The 18877-nt window shown below is 37.4% G+C and carries 16 protein-coding genes; 11 read left to right on the top strand and 5 right to left on the bottom strand.

Features of this window, described 5'->3' with window-relative positions; genetic code table 11:
• Window positions 1-451 precede the first annotated feature (451 nt).
• The 3 genes from tet to HZF24_RS12680 all read left to right on the top strand — a co-directional run bounded on the left by tet (window position 452) and on the right by HZF24_RS12680 (window position 4062).
• The gene (gene tet / locus HZF24_RS12690; RefSeq protein ID WP_179238701.1) at window positions 452-2401 is read left to right on the top strand and encodes a tetracycline resistance ribosomal protection protein; all 1950 of its coding nucleotides are present in this window, start codon (window positions 452-454) and stop codon (window positions 2399-2401) included.
• Between the two features lie 172 nt (window positions 2402-2573).
• Window positions 2574-3215 (top strand): Vat family streptogramin A O-acetyltransferase, encoded by a 642-nt coding sequence (locus tag HZF24_RS12685; protein WP_179238700.1) that lies wholly within the window; start codon window positions 2574-2576, stop codon window positions 3213-3215.
• Window positions 3216-3339: 124 nt separating this feature from the next.
• The gene (locus tag HZF24_RS12680; protein WP_179238699.1) at window positions 3340-4062 is read left to right on the top strand and encodes a leucine-rich repeat domain-containing protein; all 723 of its coding nucleotides are present in this window, start codon (window positions 3340-3342) and stop codon (window positions 4060-4062) included.
• 98 nt (window positions 4063-4160) lie between these two features.
• Here the strand turns inward: HZF24_RS12680 and HZF24_RS18820 are convergent, their stop codons facing one another.
• Window positions 4161-4361 carry a hypothetical protein gene (locus HZF24_RS18820; RefSeq protein ID WP_218835303.1) on the bottom strand — a complete coding sequence of 67 codons (201 nt, stop codon included), beginning with the start codon at window positions 4359-4361 and terminating at the stop codon, window positions 4161-4163.
• A 14-nt stretch (window positions 4362-4375) separates the two neighbouring features.
• Window positions 4376-5080, bottom strand: coding sequence for a helix-turn-helix transcriptional regulator (locus HZF24_RS12675; RefSeq protein WP_179238698.1), 705 nt, complete (start codon window positions 5078-5080; stop codon window positions 4376-4378).
• A 544-nt stretch (window positions 5081-5624) separates the two neighbouring features.
• Between HZF24_RS12675 and HZF24_RS12670 the strand changes: the two genes are divergently transcribed.
• The 8 genes from HZF24_RS12670 to HZF24_RS12640 all read left to right on the top strand — a co-directional run bounded on the left by HZF24_RS12670 (window position 5625) and on the right by HZF24_RS12640 (window position 11201).
• Window positions 5625-5930, top strand: a complete 306-nt coding sequence (locus tag HZF24_RS12670) for a hypothetical protein (protein ID WP_179238697.1) — start codon at window positions 5625-5627, stop codon at window positions 5928-5930.
• A 24-nt stretch (window positions 5931-5954) separates the two neighbouring features.
• Window positions 5955-6119, top strand: a complete 165-nt coding sequence (locus HZF24_RS12665; RefSeq protein WP_179238696.1) for a binding-protein-dependent transport permease — start codon at window positions 5955-5957, stop codon at window positions 6117-6119.
• Between the two features lie 106 nt (window positions 6120-6225).
• Window positions 6226-6657, top strand: coding sequence for an MBL fold metallo-hydrolase (locus HZF24_RS12660; protein ID WP_179238695.1), 432 nt, complete (start codon window positions 6226-6228; stop codon window positions 6655-6657).
• A gap of 21 nt (window positions 6658-6678) precedes the next feature.
• Entirely contained in the window at window positions 6679-9030 is a 2352-nt protein-coding gene (locus HZF24_RS12655) for a xanthine dehydrogenase family protein molybdopterin-binding subunit (protein WP_179238694.1), read from the top strand.
• Complete coding sequence (locus HZF24_RS12650) at window positions 9027-9863, top strand: FAD binding domain-containing protein (protein ID WP_179238693.1); 837 nt, start codon at window positions 9027-9029, stop codon at window positions 9861-9863. The genes HZF24_RS12655 and HZF24_RS12650 overlap by 4 nt, the downstream gene beginning before the upstream one ends.
• Window positions 9860-10324: a (2Fe-2S)-binding protein gene (locus HZF24_RS12645; RefSeq protein ID WP_179238692.1), complete on the top strand. Its 465-nt coding sequence runs from the start codon at window positions 9860-9862 to the stop codon at window positions 10322-10324. Before HZF24_RS12650 ends, HZF24_RS12645 begins: the two co-directional genes overlap by 4 nt.
• Before the next feature lie 168 nt (window positions 10325-10492).
• The gene (locus tag HZF24_RS19260; RefSeq protein WP_281372296.1) at window positions 10493-10621 is read left to right on the top strand and encodes a hypothetical protein; all 129 of its coding nucleotides are present in this window, start codon (window positions 10493-10495) and stop codon (window positions 10619-10621) included.
• Entirely contained in the window at window positions 10593-11201 is a 609-nt protein-coding gene (locus tag HZF24_RS12640) for a restriction endonuclease (protein WP_179238691.1), read from the top strand. The genes HZF24_RS19260 and HZF24_RS12640 overlap by 29 nt, the downstream gene beginning before the upstream one ends.
• 60 nt (window positions 11202-11261) lie before the next feature.
• On the opposite strand, the gene HZF24_RS12635 is transcribed toward HZF24_RS12640, so the two are convergent.
• The 3 genes from HZF24_RS12635 to HZF24_RS12625 all read right to left on the bottom strand — a co-directional run bounded on the left by HZF24_RS12635 (window position 11262) and on the right by HZF24_RS12625 (window position 18840).
• Complete coding sequence (locus tag HZF24_RS12635; RefSeq protein WP_179238690.1) at window positions 11262-12131, bottom strand: DegV family protein; 870 nt, start codon at window positions 12129-12131, stop codon at window positions 11262-11264.
• A gap of 238 nt (window positions 12132-12369) precedes the next feature.
• On the bottom strand, window positions 12370-13122 hold the full coding sequence (locus HZF24_RS12630; protein ID WP_179238689.1) for a class B sortase: 753 nt from the start codon (window positions 13120-13122) through the stop codon (window positions 12370-12372).
• A 213-nt stretch (window positions 13123-13335) separates the two neighbouring features.
• Window positions 13336-18840 carry a Cna B-type domain-containing protein gene (locus tag HZF24_RS12625; protein WP_179238688.1) on the bottom strand — a complete coding sequence of 1835 codons (5505 nt, stop codon included), beginning with the start codon at window positions 18838-18840 and terminating at the stop codon, window positions 13336-13338.
• Between the last annotated feature and the right edge of the window lie 37 nt (window positions 18841-18877).

Here is an 18877-nt window from a genome sequence, read left to right as displayed (position 1 = left end):
ACTTGAACTGGATCATATTTTTTTAAATTTAATCTTTCAATAGTTTAATTGTGAAACTCATTCATGCGTTTGTCGTGGAAATATACTAAGAACTACTTGACAAATATAATTAAAACAAATATTATATAACATGTAGTGTTAATCAAAGGAGTTTTATCATATGAGGCATAATATTTTTAAATAACTATTAATAAAATAGAACGAGTACATTTTCCATGCAAGATAATATTTGTATGGATTATTAATTGTACTTTTATTTAGAAATATTCTCATAATAATAAATTTATATTTTTATGTATTGTATGGCATGATTAGATTAAAGATGTAATACCATGATTTTATATCTAATTATGTATGTTGCATTTACTTTAAGTAATTATATAAAAAATGAGTTCCCCTGTGAAGAGAGTATTTATCACAGGGGATTTTTATATAATTATGGAGGCATAAAATGAAAATTATTAATATAGGAATCTTAGCACATGTTGATGCAGGAAAAACAACTGTTACAGAATGTTTATTGTATAAAAGTGGCGCGATTAATAAAATAGGAAGGGTCGATAATGGTACAACAATAACAGATTCAATGGAACTTGAAAGAGATAGGGGAATAACTATACGGGCATCTACGGTTTCATTTAATTACAATGATACAAAGGTTAATATCATAGATACCCCCGGACATATGGATTTTATAGCCGAGGTCGAACGAACTCTGAGAGTGTTGGATGGTGCTGTTTTAGTAATCTCAGCAAAAGAAGGAATTCAAGTTCAAACCAAAATAATTTTTAATACTTTGGTGAAATTAAATATTCCAACAATTATATTTGTGAATAAAATAGACAGAAAGGGAGTGTGTTTAGATGAAATATACAATCAAATGCGTGGGAAATTAACTCCTGATCTTGCAATAATGCAATCGGTTAGAATAGAGGATAAAGATGATTTTGAATTGATAAACATAAAGGATGATAAAGTAATTCAGGATCAAATATCAGAAAAATTATTAGATATAAATGATAATTTATTAGAAAAATATATAAATGGCTATGTCATTACAGAAAAAGAATATCATAATGCATTTTTAGATGGGATTAATAACTGCAATCTTTATCCTGTTTTTCACGGTTCTGCTCTAAAAAATATTGGGATTGATGAACTATTATTTGCTATTACAAACTATCTTCCCATAAATAATGATAATACTGCAGATAATTTGTCTGCATATGTTTATAAGATTGATAGGGATGAAGAATCTCGTAAGATTACTTTCTTAAGAGTATTCAGCGGGAATATAAGGACACGTCAAGATGTTCTTATAAATGGCACAGAAGAAATCTTCAAAATAAAAAGTCTGGAATCAATTATGAATGGAGAAATTGTGAAGGTGGATCAGGTTAATAGTGGGGATATCGCTATTATTTCCAATGCCAATTCTCTGAAGATAGGTGATTTTATTGGTAAGAAAAATGATGAGATTTTAGATATAAAGATATCCGAACCAGCATTAAGAGCATCAATTAAACCTTATGATTTAAGCAAAAGAAGCAAACTGATAGGAGCATTATTTGAACTAACCGAAGAAGATCCATTTTTGGATTGTGAAATTAACGGAGATACAGAAGAAATCATATTGAAACTATTTGGAAATATTCAAATGGAAGTAATAGAATCACTACTTAAAAACAGATACAAAATAGATGCTAAATTTGGTGAATTGAAAACAATATATAAAGAACGCCCTAAAAGAAACTCTGAAGCAGTGATTCATATAGAAGTTCCCCCAAATCCTTATTGGGCATCTATTGGATTGTCCATAGAGCCTCTACCGATAGGATCAGGATTATTGTATGAGACCAAGGTGTCCTATGGATATCTGAATAATTCATTTCAACATGCGGTAAAAGATGCTGTAGAAAAGGCTTGTAAAGAAGGGCTTTATGGATGGGAAATTACAGATTTGAAGGTAACTTTTATCTATGGATTATACTATAGCCCTGTCAGTACCCCTTCAGACTTTAGGAATTTAACACCGTATGTATTCTGGGAAGCACTTCGAAAATCAGGAACTGAAATATTAGAACCTTATTTAAAATATACAGTTCAGGTTCCAAATGATTTTTGCGGGAGAGCCATGAGTGACCTTGGGAAGATGAGGGCTTCTATTGCTGATATAATAGCTAAAGGAGAGGAGACAACTTTAACTGGGAAAATACCTGTTAATACATCAAAATCTTACCAGGCAGAAATACTTTCCTATTCAAATGGAAAGGGTATTTTTATTACTGAGCCTTGCGGTTATGATATATATAGTGGTGAGCCTATAATTAATGATATTAGAAGTAATGATAGTAACAAGGAGGGATTAAGATATTTATTTCAGAAACAAGATGAAAATTAAAATCAAGTAATTAAAATAAAAATGGGATTACCAAGATGTACGTAATTACTGTAGAACCAGACGGAGCAATATGGTTTACAGAGGAATGTGGTAAGATTGGTCAGTTAATCTATTAATTGATTGAAATTATATGTTTATGTGTAGGTTAAGATAACCAGAAGGAGTGATATTTATGATTGGACCGGATAAGAACAAACTTTATCCAAATGAAAATATAAAGACAGTTTGTTTTATAAGCAATTTGCCTAAAAGGAGTAATGTTGAGATTGGGGAGTATACCTATTATAGCGATAATAAAAATTCTCCGGAGGAATTCTATAATAATATAGAGCATCACTACGAGTTCCTGGGAGACAAACTGATAATAGGGAAGTTCTGTGCAACTGCAGAGGGTGTAAAATTTATTATGAACGGTGCAAATCACAGAATGGAGGGAATTACAACCTATCCCTTTAATATCTTTGGAGGGGGATGGGAAAAGGTCACTCCGACAGTAGAACAATTGCCTTTCAAGGGGGACACAGTGGTAGGTAACGATGTTTGGATAGGGCAAAATGTAACCATTATGCCAGGTGTTAAAATTGGTGATGGTGCAATTATTGCTACTAACTCAACTGTGGGAAAAAACATTGAGCCGTATACAATATATGGTGGCAATCCAGCTAAATTTATTAAGAAACGATTTAGCGATGAAAAGGTTGAATTTTTGCTGAAGCTTCAATGGTGGAACTGGGACGAAGAGAAGATATTTAATAATCTTGAAAAGTTAACATCAGAGATTGGTTTGGAACAGTTAATGGAACAATATCTTTAAGCTGTTAGTTTAAAAACAACTTGAACATCTGTCATAAGGCAAAAATATTTATTACATTTAAGATGATATGTGATAATTTTGGAACAAAATATGTTCTAACTCGTCTTTATAGGAAATAAGTAAAATGAAACCAAGTGAAAGATTTTTTAAATTATATAAATTAATAAATATCGGAGTGATTAGTAAAATGAAATATAAAAACCTTTTAAAGCCGACAGTTACTATTCTTCTATCGTTTATACTACTGTTCATTTTTAGTGCTTGTTCACAAAATGATGGTTCTTCAGAAATACCAGATCCACCAGCAAATAGCGATGAATCAATAAATATGGTGTCTGGAGATTATCAGTTCGTGGTTAACCATGATAATACAATAACTATCACAAAATACACGGGTCAGGATATAAGTATAGAAATACCGGGGGAAATTGATGGAAAAAAAGTAACCGCTATTGGACATACACCTGAGAGAATAGGAGCCTTTGAGTATTGTACCACGTTAACTTCAGTTGTTATTCCGGAAGGTGTGACTGAAATTCAAGATAATGCCTTTTATTATTGCACCAAGTTAACTTCGGTTGTTATTCCGGAGGGTGTGACCAAAATTTTAGATAATGCATTTTATAGCTGTCATAACTTGAAAGAGATTACAATTCCAGCAAGTGTAACTGTTATTTGGCACTGTGCATTTGCTGACTGCCCCAATTTACAATCTGTTTACTTTGAAGGAGATGCACCTCAAACCGGTAATTATTTGTTCGATTTAACATTCCCCACTATTTACTATCACGAAGGTTCTGATGGTTGGACGAATCCTTGGTATGGTCGTGCTACGGAAATATATTGATGATACAATTAATAGCATGTAAAAACAGACACGACGATACCCCTTTGATACCGCCATGTCCTTAAAAAGGGGTAACTTAAACACCATCCATAAATCCATTATTTTATTAGTGGCAATATAATGTCTCCGGACGATATGGCAAAAACCGCACCAAGCCCAAACAGTGTTAAAGCTCCTCCAAATAAACGAAACCCGATTGAGAACTTCCTAAGCATTATTTTATGTTGCATTATATTGTGGGGCAGGAAAAGCAATAGCAACCCTACGCACATCATGACCGATGATAAAATCATATACATTTTGTTTCTCCTTTCTATTTTGCAGTTAATCTGCGAATATTCTTTCTTGTATATAGTAGGTTGAATAGCGAAAGCAATGCAGCAAAAGCGTATATTGGCATCCGGTTTAAAAAAATTCTTAGCCCATAGAACAAAATTTCACAAGGCAGACCGACTATAAGCGTAATATAGCTATCTATATCCAAGAAATCCAAAATAAAAGCAGCCAAAGATGTTATAAAAACAATGGTGCTGATGACAAAAGAAGCTTTTTGAAAGGAATTATGTTCTTGTGTCAACTTTGAAAAAAAGAACCATGAAATAATGCACAAAAGCGATAAAAGAAAATTAGCCATTACGGGTGAACCCTTTAACCAAGCACCGCCTACACTGATATTTATTGCAATACTAACAATGATAATAGTAATAAAGACGTATGCACTTGTAATTACTCGATAATCTCTTTTTTGATATTCAGTAGTAATACTGATCAAATTTTCCTCAAATTTCTGCTCATTGTTTTCTGCGGCTATTCTTTCACCTGCGAATAATTCATTTAATGAAATATTAAGCAGCAAACAAATGTCTTTAAACAATGATGCATCCGGTAAACATCTTCCGGTTTCCCACTTTGAAACTGATTTATTTGTAATTCCAAGTTTTTCTGCAAATTGAACTTGAGTCATTCCTTGTTCCTTTCTACAACTTGCTATAAAATTTCCTATTTTCTCTTGATTCACATTGATTACCTCCCTATCCTTGAAAAAACTATAATCTTTTTTTAGGTAGAACTACACCCACCAAAGGTAGAATTGAGATAGAATCAGAATTTATTATCTTTAAAACGATTATCTTTTAGATTTTCTGTCTCCTTTGGTATAGCAACATACGACTAAACTTTCTCATCTGTAAAGTAATTTGCTCATATATGGGTTTGCTGTTTTTATTGCTTACGTTTATTTTCCATAACATCAATCCTATCTGTGCTATACTGTGCTTATATTATAAGTACAGTATAGTGTGGGTTTTGAAGATGTCAAGAAAAACCATTCGGTTTTATATTCATTGTATCGTATGATGAATTTTGGTCATTATCTATTTATGATGAAAAGCAATATCTCCTTACAAAATGTAGAAGATGTTTTGGGTATTTTATGGTAATATAAAGATGGAACTATTTCTGTTTAAAGTCGTCATATTATATATAGCAAAATTATAGGAGGAACGGCATATTATTCATTCTATGCAACGGATAAAATAAATACTGATGTTATTCCAATGGTTATGGTCAACGGTGAGTTGTATTATGATACAGGAAAAGAAAGTGAAATTGACGGTCGCTGTGGGCTAATGGACGGAGAAATCACATCAAGTGTTAGTGACTCTGAAATACCGACGGAAGATAATCAGTCAAATTTTGGTACGGGTTATGAATATCAAATCGGAACAGAGGGTAGGATAGAAATTTACATCAATAATAAGTGGCTTGTTTTTGAAAAACGGATTGAGGATGATAAAACCGTTCCCAATCCTGATGGTGCTGAAAACACATCTAAAAGCTTTCTGCGTTTGTCACGCAGTATTAGATAAATCAGAATTTATGGAGGAAATAATATGCTAAAGTCAATAATTGCATTGGTGGTAACACTTTTCGCCGGTTGGGTCGGTATTTCAATCGGGCACGAATTGTTAGGAGGTTTCCCGGAGTTTGGCGCAGTAATTTCTGTTGCTGTCATGGGTACATTTATCATTTACTTCAACGATAAAAAGAAACATTAAATTCCAATTTAACGGGCGCCTGTATTATTAGGTATAAGTATCCGTTCCTATAGGTGAATTAAAAAAACATTGTAAGGAATGCACGTCCTTTATCAGAGGTGATAGAATGATATTTACAATTAAATCTGCCAATACGAATTGTTTTCTGCTACAAGATGAAGTTACAGGGAATGTAGTTTTAATTGATGCCGGCTTTGCTGCTGACAAGAATTTCATAAAGAGATTAAAAGCCACCAAACTAATAAATAGAATAGGATTGTTAATTTTGACACATGGACATTATGATCATGTTGGTCATGCGGCAATTTTACAAGAACAGTATGGAATAAAAATAGCTATACATCAACAGGATGCTGAGGGCGTAAAACAGGTCAAAATGGACTTTCCTTCTGCGAATGGTTTTTTAGGAAACATAATCAGAGGTATATCCATAAGAGGAATTGATAAGGCGCGATACAATGAATTTACTCCGGATATTATCATCACCGATGAAGAATATTTTTGCAGGTATAATTTCCGTAATACAAGTCAATATTAACAAATACAGACAAGTATATAAATGATTAAACAGCACGGAGGAAATAAATTGACTATACTGGGAAATGATATTCTGAGAAAGGAAGCATGGAACAAGGTTGACGGCACCGCAAAATACAACATTGATGAAGATGTAAAAAGTATACTTCACGCAAAAATGCTTACCAGCACATATGCTCATGCAGAGATATTATCTGTAGATGTAACTGAAGCTTTGAAGGAGGAGGGCGTTAAATCCATACTCACCGGTAAGGACTGCAACTTGCTGTTTGGGGATTTTATTGATGACAGACCGTCTTTGGCAACAGACAGAGTAAGATATTACGGTGAGCCTGTGGCTCTTGTAGTTGCGGACTGCGAGCAGACTGCACATCGCGCTGTCAATATGATAAGAGTTGATTACAGGAAGCTTCCTGCAGTTAATTCCGTATCCGATGCCTTGAAGGAGGGTGCACCGCTAATCCATGAAAATCTAATGAGCTACAATCTGAAATCCAAATATGTATATCCGCAGAGAAATTCCAATATATTTCATGTTGTAAAAATCAGAAAGGGAGACATGAATGCAGGCTGGAATAAAAGCAAGGTTGTGGTTGAAGGAAGCTTCAGGCTGCCTCAGGCAGATCATGCAGCAATGGAGGTTCGGAATGCAAGGGCTGAAATACTGTCTGACGGCACAGTTATAATAAACACATCAACTCAGGCACCATTCAACATTAAAGAAAATCTAAGCAAGTATTTTAAAATAGATGAGGGTAAGATTGTGGTTCACACTCCCTTAGTTGGAGGAGCATTCGGAGGAAAGGCAGCAGTTTATTTGGAAATATTGGCTTATCTGGCTTCAAGGTCTGTTGGCGGAAGGCCGGTTAAAGTATCTGACAGCAGGGAGGAAGATATATGCTCTGCCCCATGCAAAATGGGTCTGGAGGCAAAAATCAAGCTCGGTGCTGATGACAGCGGAATAATAAAGGCTGCTGAAATGACTTTCCTGATTGACGGAGGAGCATATTCTACTATTTCATGCCGGCTTGCAAAAGCGATTGCCGTTGACTGCTCAGGACCATACAACATTGATAATTTGCAGTGTGACTGTCTGGGAGTCTACACAAACCACACATATTCAACATCATTCAGAGGATTCAGCCATGCGGAGCATGCTTTCTGCATGGAGAGGATGATGGATAAGCTGGCACTTAAGTTAGGACTGGATCCGCTTGAAATAAGAAGCAGAAATGCCGTTTCAACAGGCCATTCATCTCCGACCCAGGTAAAAATAACCAGGAGCAATACCGGAGATTTAACAGCATGTATTGAAAAGCTTAAAACCATAATTGACTGGGATGAAGGAAATAAAATTGAACTGGGAAACGGAAAGGTGAGGACAAAGGGAGTAGGATGTTTCTGGAAGACATCAGATTCCCCTACAGATGCGGCATCAGGTGTGCTTCTCACCTTTAACAGTGACGGAAGCATCAATATAAACTGCGGAGTTGTAGAAATAGGTTCCGGTTCCAAGACTGTACTTGCTCAAATTATTGCTGAAAGACTCAAGATGCCTTTAAGTAAAATAAATGTATCTATGAATGTTAATACACAAACAAGTCCGCTCCATTGGAAGACTGTGGCAAGCATGAGCACATACATGGCAGGCAACGCTGCTTTAAGAGCTGCTGATGATTTAATAATGCAGTTGAAGACTGCCGGAGCAAGTATAATCAAATGCTCGACGGAAGCCTTGGATGTTGCGGATATGAGAGTTTATCTGAAAGAAGACCCTGCCATATATGTTCATTTCCGTGATATTGTGCATGGAATTAAAGATACAAACGGCAACGCAACTCAAGGGCATATTTTTGGAAGAGGAAGCTATATTATGAGCCGTCTTACTGAGCTGGCCCAAGAAACAGGAACAGGAAAGGCAGGCTCCTCATGGACGCTCGGAGCTCAGGCCGTTGAAATAGAATTTGACCGGACAGACTATACATACAGGTTTGTTCGGGCCGCTGCGGTAATCGACATGGGCAGAACCTTAAACCCCAAGACTGCAAAAGGTCTCATAATGGGAGGTATGAATATGGGTCTTGGATTAGGCAGCAGAGAGGAATTTTTGTACGGCGAAGACGGCGTTATGAAGTCCACAAGCTTCAGAACATATAAAATGATGCGTTACGGAGAAAATCCCGAATATATTGTTGATTTTGTAGAAACTCCGGATTTGTCCGCTCCCTTCGGAGCAAGAGGTATGGCAGAGCACGGGATAATAGGTATACCCGGTGCACTGGGAAATGCAATATCCTTGGCAGTTGATACGGATATTGATATGCTGCCTAGTACACCGGAATACATTTGGAATAAGGTCAGGAGTTTAAAATGATACCATTTAAATTTGAATACTATAAGCCCGATACTCTGAAAGAGGCATTTGATTTATATGATTATATTAAGGGGCAGGGAAAGACTCCTTTATATTATGGGGGAGGCTCGGAAATAATAACCATGTCCCGTGCAAATAACCTGCACATGGATGCAGTCATTGATTTGAAAGGTATACCAGAATGCTGCAGAATTGAAATGCTTGATAATAAATTAATCATAGGCTCGGCAGTAACGCTCAGCCAAATATCCGAATCCGGGTTGTTTCCTCTCCTTGGTCAGACTGCCGCGCGAATAGCCGATCACACTGTGCAGTGCAGACTCACCATAGGAGGAAATATTTGCGGTACAATAATTTACAAGGAAACACTTCTGCCCCTGATGATATGTGAAAGCAGAGCCGTAATATACGGGAAGAACGGAAAACGCGAGGTTCAGATTAACCAGATATTTGACAAAAAGCTCAGACTTATGCCCGGAGAAATATTATCTGAAATAATAACAGACAGTAATTACTTATCATTTCCATATGTGCATGTAAAGAAAACGAAAAGTGACAAAATAGCATACCCTCTTCTGACCGTAGCAGCAATTAAAAAAGATAATAATATAAAAATAGCTTTCAGCGGGCTGGAAAATCATCCATTCAGATCACGGGAAATCGAAAGCTTTATCAACGGTGAAAATATGAGCGATGACGATAAAATAAACAGAATAATCGGATTTCAACAAAGCAAAGTACTTGATGACGCCGAGGGTTCTTCATGCTACAGAACGTTCGTATTGAAAAACACTCTTGAAAATACATTAAAAATGCTGGAGAAAGTAAAATGATAAAAATATCTGATACAAGTATAATAGAGTTGGATGTTAACGGAGAAAAAAGAAAGGTTGTGGCAGAGCCGTCAGACACCCTCCTTTACACTTTGCGCACAGAGCTTAATCTTACCGGAGCAAAGCCCGGATGCGAAAACGGAGACTGCGGTGCATGCACGGTTATTGTGGACGGCTGGTCCGTAAAATCGTGCATCGTTCTTACTGTGGAAATGATAGGGCATAAAATAACTACCATAGAGGGTCTGAAAAATGCTCCGATTCAAAAGGCATTTGTTGAGAAATGGGGATTTCAATGTGGATTTTGCACCTCCGGATTTATTATGGTCTGCCATGCATTGGCTGAGCAGCATCCCGAAGCTGATGAGTATGTAACCGAAGAGTGGCTACAGTCTAATTTATGCAGATGCACCAGCTATCAGGAAATCAAAGAAGCAGTTACTTCTATACTTCATCCATAAATGAATACTGTACGTCAATTTTTTTCTATGTTAATATAATAGAAATATATTAATGAGGATATGAGAGTGAAAAACTTTTATATCCTTTTTTATTTTATTGCAAAAATTTACAAATTGTAGTACAATAATACAAGAACATACATTCGTTTATATAAAAGCCCAATATGGATGAATTACAATACACAGCTCAGCAGAAAACCGCAGAAAAAAATTATTGTTGAAATTATCAGAGATTTAGAAATACAAAAATATATGACAGGAGAAGGAAATGCCAAAAAACACAGGAAAGAGATTTGAGTCAGAAGTTTATGATGCAATAAAATCACTTTTAGATAATGGGCAACTGGGATTATTGCCTAATTCCTGCAAGGTCTTTAAAGGGAAAGGTTATTACTCTAAAGACAGAGATGCTGATATTATTACGGACGTTTCAGTTGAAGTTTATGTTGGTAATAGTACAACACCTTCTATTATTTGGATATGGGAATGTAAGGATTATGGAAAGTCATTACCGGTAGATGATGTAGAAGAATTTCATTCTAAATTATCTCAAATCGGAGGAGATAGAACAAAAGGCACAATAATTACGTCAAATGGAGCATTCCAAGATGGAGCGCTTAAGTTTGCGGGTTCCAAAGGAATTGGTTTAGCCAGATTATTACCGGAAGAACAAGTGAAATGGGTAATGTATCTAATGACGTCAAATATGCGTTATTCACAGAATAATAACACACTAAATGGACTAAGAAATATAAGCTTCGTATCACATGGCGAAAGGTTTTTTGGATTAACAAGTGATTCTAAACTAACAAATTATTGGAACTTGGATGATTTTATTGACTATGAGTTAAAGTTAATTTTAAAACAGTTAATATAATCATACATAATATATGCATTGGCTTGATGTGCAGGGTTATATTTGCTTGATAAAGCTGAACTAAAATTCATAAAATTCCGGTTCTTCGTCGAAAAAGAATACTCCCACTCCGCCGATTCCTAAGTGGGAACCAAGTACCGCACTTATTTCAAAGATGGTTGTTTTACATCCGGTTACGGCTTCCTTTATTAGCTGTTCAACCTTTAATGCGGTATTTAAATCATTTGCATGGCTTATTCCGATGGTTTGATTTGAAAATTTCTTTGTTCCCTCTGCTACATCCTTTACTAATGTCCGAATTGTTTTTTTGCCGCCGTGAATCATTTTAGAAATTATAATTTTGCCGTTTTCTACAGTCAAGTAAGGCTTTATATTTAACGCATTTCCCACATAGCCGACGGTCTTGTTTATTCTGCCGCCCTTAGACAGCCATTCCAGGTCGGTTATTGTAAAGTAATATACTATATGGTTGACCATAAATTGAATTTGTCTTATGATTGTTTCAAGGGGAAGATTTCTTTTAATCATCTTCAATGCCTGCAATGCAATCAATCCGTTGCCCCCTGCTCCTCCCTTGGAATCGATTACAACCATTTTTCTTTCCATATATTTTTCCTTATAAGCATCAATGATTTTTTTGGCAAAACCATATGTCCCCGATAATTTGGATGAAAAGGCAAGGTAAATAAAATCATCATTATTTGAAACACATTTTTCAACAACTTTGGAAACTGCCTCAAAGGATACCTGAGAAGTTTTAGGCACCTTACCGGATCTCATTTTCTCATAAACACTATCTAAATCAATGTCAACACCATCTACATAAGAAACACCGTCAATGGTGACACTGAAAGGAATAACTTCAATATCATAATTATCTTTTATCTCGCTGTTTATGTCACATGCACTGTCTACAATTAATTTTATCATTTTTAATATCCAACCTTTCATGTGGAATTAAAATCCAACTCCTTTAATTATACTATTGTTTAAATTGTTTGTAAACATTTAACAGGAACATTCCTTTTCTTGAAAGAATTTTATAGTAGAACCTTTGAAGGAGCTGAAAGATTTTGCACTTTATATGGCAGATAAATATTTAGAAATGTAACAGCTCCGGAAAGTCATTGCTTCCGGAGCTGTTTTTAAAATTACAGTTATTTTCATGTTAGTCTGCGGCATTTACCAATCTTGCAGCTACGACAAATCGGCCGTTTTTTGTCTGGTAGCTGCAGGTTGAAAGAATCAATATCTGCTCACCATTGACAGGGACAATATCGGTATCATAAATAGCATTTTTTATCAGCCACTCTGTTAAATCGGAAAAATCCGCTTCCGACAGCTCTCCCGAATAGTAATAATACCGGAGTCCTTCCTCATCTGTATAGAGTACGCGTGTTTCCATTGCGGCAAACACCTCGTATGTCCTCTTTTCGCTTGCAGTATAAAATGAAAATGTGCGATTTTCCTCCCAGAATGCTTTTTCCTTATAGTTATCCAGTGTTCCAAACATGATGGTATCATTTCTACCCATATTGTGTCCATAGATAATAAAACAATCGCTGTCTATGCCTGCCCCTTTACCGACAAATGGTGTTCCGCTTATGGATTTTGTCTTGTCAAAGGCACGCCGCAAATAGTGTTCAGGGTCTTCCGGTGTATACATGACAGGGTAGTCAATATTCGTATTGCTGATTTTAATCCATCCAATATAGTCATCATTAAGCTCGGATAGGCTAGCATAGTTTGCAATAATATGCTCTTCCCCGCTTTTCTTTTTATCTTCCATGTCAGTTTGATGGCTGTTATTTGCATCTGCCGTATCATTTTGGTTGTTGTTATTTGTATCTGCCGGTTTAACAATTTCTTTTTCGGCTTCCGCCAAACGCATTCTCAATTGTTCAAATGCTGCTTCCTCCATTTGACTCTGAATATATTCCTTTGCAATCATGAATACCGACAAGAAAAAAAGGACGATAAATATGTAGAGAAAAATGGACAGCACACGATTGTACTTTTGCTGCCGCTGTTTATTATGCTGCTGCTCATCATAAAAGCACATTTTTAAAAATCACCTCTTTCTCACTTAAAGGAGAGGGGGCGGGAAATAAATTTCCGCGCCCCATATGTCAAATTAAGTCTGTTTTCTCATACACAACTTTTTCCCAAACAACGTTGTAATTATTCCCATCACCGAAACAATTGCCAGTATAATCCATGCTATCATTAAGGAAGTATTTCCGGTAAGAGGCACACCGGGATCGGTCGGTCGTTCCGGTGGTATATCAATCACATCGGCAGGAATGCCTGGGTCGTCTATATCTACAGATGGATCTCCCGGATTTTTTGGTTCCTTTGGTTCTTCGGGTTTTTCAGGCTCCTTTGGTTCCTTCGGCTCCTCAGGTTTATCCGGTTTCTCCGGCTTTTCCGTCGGTGTTGTGGAAGTATTTGTTATAGTCCATACACCGCCGCTGTTTGTCACTGTTTTTTCATACCCTGACGGTATATTAATTTCATCCACCGTCCATGTATATTCATCATCCAGCTCTGTCCATGTGTGCTGCCAGCCATTGTCGGAGCTTAGTATTTCGGCATCGCCATATGCATCTCCGTTCTGATAAAGCTGTACTGTCACATTATCCGGTCTATTGCTGCTTTTATCTTTACTCCAAACCTTGTTTACCGTCACGGAAGTTAAGTCAGACTTAGGTTCATCCTTTGTGGTGTTGGTAAATACCGGTATTCCATCACATGGCTCCGAGTCCCTTTCATAGGATATCTCTGCATGATAGTCCTTGTCTTTTGTAACATTGATTACTGCCTTGTATACCGTATCGTCATAAACAATGCTCGAATCGCTTCCTGCCTGCTCGGCGATGTAATATATAAAGGTTCCTTCACTGTCAAAGGTCAATGCGTCAAAATTAATATCACCGCCGTCATTGTTTTTCGTCTGAATTATGTTGCCGCTTTCATCCTTCAAGTTAAATTCAAAGCTGCTGCCTGTGGCTGGCAAGCCATCCAAAGTTTTTTCGGCTTTTATCACTGCCTCTGCAGGTATTGGTTCATAGACTTCAATATAGTCATTATATACAACCAGCTTTCCGTCTTCCATGGTGGCACCTGTACCTTCTCCGGTAAATATGTGCACTATCCATTTCCATATAATTCTGAATATATTTTGCTCCTGATTAAGTGTAACACTCGGATCTTTTTCACGCTGGAGCTTGACCGTCCATGTTTCTGTACTCAAGACGTATCCGTCAGGGGCATATTCCTCGGATAAAGTAAGCTCATAGCTCATATCGCCCTCGGGTGTAAGCATAAAGGTTGCAATGCCGTTTTCATCCGTTTCGGCACGAGCGATGACATCATCACCGTCTTTCAGAACAAACCCCGCACCGGGAACTGCTGTCGTAGTACCGGAACGATATTTCTGAACCTTAAAGATTACATCTTCATTTTCATCCTTAGTCTGAATAGTATTTGTAACCTTGAGACCGTCACCGCTTAAGCTTGCCTTATATCCGTCGACATCCTCTTCCTTGATGCTGTATTTAATCTCGTACATTTCTCCTGATCTATATTTAGGAAGAGATTTAAATGTATATTGCCAATTGTTGCTCTCGTTTAGTTCTGCTCTTTTTCCTTCAACGGGATTGCCGTCTGCATAGAGCTGCACATATATACTTTCCGGACGTACGCCGTATTCGTCGTTATTGTCATCCCATTCTTTTTCGGCTGTTACATCAACCAATACGGATTCTGTTTTATGATATGTGGTTTCACTTTCGATATCCCAGTTACTCTTATTAAAACCTGTAATTCTTGCCGTGTTCTCAAACCGCATTCCAGATGCAGCAATATCTTTCACATTTGTGGGAATCAACAGATGCACCGTTTCACCGGCTGCAAGCTTATCAACGGTGAATGTCAGCCTTTGCCCCTGAATATCAACGTCTACACGAGGTGAATCTGATACAGGAATCGCTTTATCAATCGAATCGCCAAAGCAACATTTCAAATTTCCCTCATCTATGGAAAGACCTGCCGGAATCTCATCTTCAATTATAATTTTTTCTATTGTTTCAGCGGTCTCTTTGTTGGAAACGGCAAGATGATATTCTATAGAGTCCATAACCCCTGCAATTGCCGGAACTTCCTTTGTTCCGCTTTCTGGATCAGATGTCTTGTGAATTTCCACATCAGGATCATACAAGCCAACCTTCACGATATTACACTCCGCAAGCGAAGGATTAGTACTACCTTCCGGGGTGCTCTTCGAATAAGCACTGTTGTATGCATACTCATGCTCAGAACTTGCGGGAGCTTCCATTGTTATATAACAAAGTGCTGCTTCCCCTCCTCCAAAAGTATAAGCTCCTCCCGTCATACTCTTGCTGAGATCAATGGCAATTGCCGTAACCTCCGCAAGGTCCTCAGGCTTTTGATCAGTCCAATATTCAGAATTGTCCAGATCTGTATAATCAGGCATTTCACTTAGATTTATATTCTTAAATTCATCATAGGTCGAATAATAAACTTTCGCATCTATACCCTTATTACGTGCATGGGACGTATCCACATCCTTAAACGTACCTTGCCAAGACGGATTTTCCCCATACGCTGTTTCCAACACATCATACATTACTACATCTGTTGCCTTTGAGTTCGTTGCAGTACCGAAACGAATCTGATAAGTATATGTACCTGTCGCTGCAGCTGTTGTCATGTCCGAATAATATGCATCTCCCAGAGCCTTTACCGCTTTACTTAAGCCACTCTCTGTGGGACTGATACCGGTATACTTTACAACTACATCGTCGTACATAACATTGTTGAGTGTATCTTCGGGGTTGCCATCGTTATTTAAGTCAACAAAAAACTCTTTGTCCTTAAATATTCTGGCTTTGTCATCTCTTCTGACACCATCATCGGGACTGCCCTTTATCAAGCTGCCGTTTAAAGAATAATATGCGGCACTGTTTAGAACATCAGAGCCATTGTCCCTAACATTGTCCCAAGTATTAATTGTCTTAAACCCTACAGTCAATTCCGTAGTTGCTTGGTTTCCACTAAAATAATAATTGGAATACTCTTCCGGTACCTCAACATGGATAATCATCATGGTACGCCCGGAGCCTCTCCAGTTTTCCACCATCTCAACTGTATGGCTGCATGCTACGGTGACATATTTGTTGTCGACTTTGATGGGAAACCTCGCTTCAATGGATGACATATCAACTGTTACACCCAGAGGCAGCAAATCATAAAATATCCCATTTCTCTGTTCGGTTATGTAGTTACCTTCCTTAACTTGATCCTCGCTCATTGATGATGATGGATAAGAAAGACTTTCCCTCTGTGTTAAACGATATATTCGGGTTGTTAACTTGTTTACATTATCTTCTGCAGTCATTCCGGCTACCTTTTCAAATGTAGAATTGGGAGCAAACCTGGTAAGACTGGCACCTCCGTGAGCATGCCCAACAACTTGCTCATATTTTTCTATATCAATTTCGGTTATTTGATCCTTAATAGTAGTGTCAACGGTGGGGTAACTGCTGCCGGTACGTATTTGCCCCCCTGCATCTCTCGCATAACCGCTGTTAATATTATAAATCTGCAATTTATCCTGACCATCGATCAATTTTAAAATATGATCGCTTGGCTTTATTTCATAATGCAAATATACTGCATATTCCACCCTATACTGTGACCCTTTATGTCTAAAGGAAATATCATATGTGCCTTCCGGCAATTCAGCACTTACAGAGCTAGACCCCGAATCAAATATTGCCTCATTATTGCCATCTTTGTCTGTCCACTTAAAGGAGTGTTGGTCAATTCGTTTTACACTTCCTATATGCGTCCATTTATCGTCCTCAATATCGTGATTACCTTTTGTCATTACCCAAACTTCAACAGCACTATAGGTTTCATAATCTGTATTCAAAACCTCCGTTAGACCTGTATTGTGGTCTTCTATACATATATATTCATTAAATGCATTTAAGGAAAAACGTATGAATGAATAATCTTCGTGGTCAAGTCTCTCATTTGAGGCAAACATCATGCCATCTTCCAAATATGTTGTATACTCATCTTTTCCCCTATCAGAGATATCATAGCCTCGATTATTAATAGCCATGCGAACCTTTACGCGGGGATTTGCAAGCTTATCCTCCAATATATTTATTCCGCCGGCTATATTACTACCGCCGCTCTTAGTTACAGACAAAACATCACCATCGTATATAAAGTCTACTTTCGTATATACATATTTATTTGCAGATTCTTTAGTTTTTCTGCAGTTCACATCGCTGCTGCCCTCTCTTTTGTAATCTACACCGGTCATAATCGCTGTACATTTATTGGTGAATGTCGTTGTTCCATCCTCAAGCATTGTTCGAGGGTATTTTACAACAACCTTAGGATATAAGTTTATGGTAGATGTATTTGTTTTCGTTTTTTCCGTAAAAGTCCTAAATGGATATTCTTCAAATTCCTCTTTATTTCCCTGATGCCATTTTTTAGCTATATATATATCGTCATCATACCATGCAACTATCTCGCCATTCTCTCCTACATCTTCCTGAAATGTCAGGGTACCGGGCTGTGATGCATGAGTAATTCCCGTTCTAAGTTCCCACACCACAAAAAAGTAATCTTCCGCATCATCCGGAGCAACACCCCAATCACTCTGCCATGTTTCATATTTTCCGCCTTGACCTTCATTTGCTACCGTTTTAGTTAATGACGGTGTGGTGACACGAGTGCTTACTTTTAATGTAAGAGCTTCCGATTCAGCATTTAGAGTTGTTTCTCCGGTATCTACATTAAATGTTGCTTTAATATCATTCTTAGCATACCCGTCCGCCACATTGTATGGGGTTACATAATAAACAACGGGGCATTCTAAATCGGTTGCGGGATTGAGAGCTATCTTGTTTGTAATAACAATCTCTTCCGTATCCTCATCTTCACGCTCTTCGAAGGATGTATCCTTCAAATTAATTATATATCTACCTATGCTATTCCCTTCACGATCCTCGAAAATATATTTAGGTATGCGGATTTCAGCTCCGCCCGCAGGTATTGAAACGTTGCCTATAGTAAAACGTATAGTGCATTCAGCGCTTGCCTCCGTGTTGGTATGCAAGTTCATACTCATTTCATTTCCTGTAATAGTGGTGGAATAACTTCCCTTTTTCCACTCCAACGAGTGTTCAGTAATCAATTGAGCCCCTGATTTCTCAACAATCTTAACTAAGACTTCCGGAGGGGGACAATCAGGCGCAAGTGTATACCCCTTAACAGTACCTTCAATATCGTAGCTCCCAACCGAGCTTGTGTCAATTTCTGAAATTTTTTCAGCATCCCACTCAACATCAACATATACCTCTCCTGAAATAGCCGTGCCGCTTACAACCGCAGCAAGCGTATCGGGAAAATCCGATTCTTTGACCGTTTCTCCTATTTTATATGTTATAGTTTTTACGGGGTTATCTTCTGCAAAAGATGTAATTATCGGGTCGCCATCGTCGGCATACACAACTATACCGTTCGGCAGTGAACCAGCCACCAAAAACACTGCCAATATCATTGCTATCCATTTCTTGAATGCAGATGATCTCATAATTTTATATTTCCTTTCTCACAAGATATTACCAAGC

This window comes from Sedimentibacter hydroxybenzoicus DSM 7310 (genome assembly GCF_013403245.1).
In the GTDB taxonomy this organism is placed as follows: domain Bacteria; phylum Bacillota; class Clostridia; order Tissierellales; family Sedimentibacteraceae; genus Sedimentibacter; species Sedimentibacter hydroxybenzoicus.
Note: the sequence above shows the minus strand (reverse complement) of the source record. Positions and strands in the feature narration are given on the sequence as shown.

Excerpts from the sequence above, each read along its gene's own strand:
- HZF24_RS12685 (WP_179238700.1), top strand. The coding sequence starts at position 2,574 with ATGATTGGACCGGATAAGAACAAACTTTATCCAAATGAAAATATAAAG.
- HZF24_RS12645 (WP_179238692.1), top strand. The coding sequence starts at position 9,860 with ATGATAAAAATATCTGATACAAGTATAATAGAGTTGGATGTTAACGGA.
- HZF24_RS12670 (WP_179238697.1), top strand. The coding sequence starts at position 5,625 with ATGGTCAACGGTGAGTTGTATTATGATACAGGAAAAGAAAGTGAAATT.
- HZF24_RS12635 (WP_179238690.1), bottom strand. The coding sequence starts at position 12,131 with ATGATAAAATTAATTGTAGACAGTGCATGTGACATAAACAGCGAGATA.
- HZF24_RS18820 (WP_218835303.1), bottom strand. The coding sequence starts at position 4,361 with ATGTATATGATTTTATCATCGGTCATGATGTGCGTAGGGTTGCTATTG.
- HZF24_RS12630 (WP_179238689.1), bottom strand. The coding sequence starts at position 13,122 with ATGGAGGAAGCAGCATTTGAACAATTGAGAATGCGTTTGGCGGAAGCC.
- HZF24_RS12655 (WP_179238694.1), top strand. The coding sequence starts at position 6,679 with ATGATTAAACAGCACGGAGGAAATAAATTGACTATACTGGGAAATGAT.
- HZF24_RS12625 (WP_179238688.1), bottom strand. The coding sequence starts at position 18,840 with ATGAGATCATCTGCATTCAAGAAATGGATAGCAATGATATTGGCAGTG.
- HZF24_RS12650 (WP_179238693.1), top strand. The coding sequence starts at position 9,027 with ATGATACCATTTAAATTTGAATACTATAAGCCCGATACTCTGAAAGAG.
- HZF24_RS19260 (WP_281372296.1), top strand. The coding sequence starts at position 10,493 with ATGAATTACAATACACAGCTCAGCAGAAAACCGCAGAAAAAAATTATT.
- HZF24_RS12660 (WP_179238695.1), top strand. The coding sequence starts at position 6,226 with ATGATATTTACAATTAAATCTGCCAATACGAATTGTTTTCTGCTACAA.
- HZF24_RS12640 (WP_179238691.1), top strand. The coding sequence starts at position 10,593 with ATGCCAAAAAACACAGGAAAGAGATTTGAGTCAGAAGTTTATGATGCA.
- tet (WP_179238701.1), top strand. The coding sequence starts at position 452 with ATGAAAATTATTAATATAGGAATCTTAGCACATGTTGATGCAGGAAAA.
- HZF24_RS12680 (WP_179238699.1), top strand. The coding sequence starts at position 3,340 with ATGAAACCAAGTGAAAGATTTTTTAAATTATATAAATTAATAAATATC.
- HZF24_RS12665 (WP_179238696.1), top strand. The coding sequence starts at position 5,955 with ATGCTAAAGTCAATAATTGCATTGGTGGTAACACTTTTCGCCGGTTGG.